General features: G+C 33.6%; 1 protein-coding gene and 1 pseudogene. One reads left to right on the plus strand and one right to left on the minus strand.

Translation table 11 applies throughout. The features are described 5' to 3' along the window. Positions 1 to 542: hypothetical protein (locus SORDD24_RS07880; protein WP_061409347.1), on the plus strand; the 542-nt coding region annotated here is incomplete at its 5' end. A 40-nt stretch (positions 543 to 582) separates the two neighbouring features. Here the strand turns inward: SORDD24_RS07880 and SORDD24_RS07885 are convergent. Beyond that, positions 583 to 854, minus strand: a pseudogene (locus SORDD24_RS07885) (hypothetical protein); the annotation flags it as partial.

The raw sequence follows: 854 nt of genomic DNA on the forward strand, positions 1-854 counted from the left end.
AGAAGTCATATAACGATGTACCTTGTGAACTTAATCAAGTTCTCGCTCCCTTCGTCATTAGAGATAAAGAGATGAGACAGAGCAAAGATATTCACCCTAAAAACTTAAAAACATTTAAGTTTTATGGAAAAGCTATACTTGTAGGTTTTGTACCAGTTAATATTGAGGATTTTGACAATGTCATTAAAATCTTCAATATGGATGTTAACGAGTATCTTAATCGTTATACGAAAGGTAATGACTTATCATTAGATGAGATGTTGGATAAAATGTCTAATAACGAAGAAGTAGGTTTCGATCCTACTGGAGTAGACTCTCACGAAGAGATTATTATGATGTTAGAAACAATTCGTGAACTGATAGAAGAAGTAGAACGTCGAAATAAGAAATATGGCCAAATTCTAAGACTTATTTATGAGAATATGGACATCGCAAAACAAGATATTATTTCTACACTTGGAATGAAAAAGACTCAAGGTTATGAAGCTATCAAGAAAGCTCAAGCAATGGCCAAAGAAGTCTATAGAGAATTAAATCAATAATAAAAGAAGTCCGCTATCCTATCAAGGATGCGGATTTTCTTTAGCCTTTTTGATAGAAGTAACATTCATACCCTTCAGCTCGTAGATTGATGTCTTTCATCCAGATTGGAGAAATGGACATTTGATTAGATATTTCATCTAGATTTTGCTTTGGCAAGCACTCGATGATAAGCTCATCGTGAATATGGCCAACGATTTTCTTGTCTTTTAGTTGTTTTATCGAATGGGCTAGTATATCTCGACTAATTCCTTGAACTATATTTTCTACAAACTTTGGACCATAACTTTCCAATCTTTCCCATCGTTTTGCAG

Origin of the sequence: Streptococcus oralis, from assembly GCF_001579175.1 — a bacterium.
Classification (GTDB): domain Bacteria; phylum Bacillota; class Bacilli; order Lactobacillales; family Streptococcaceae; genus Streptococcus; species Streptococcus oralis_O.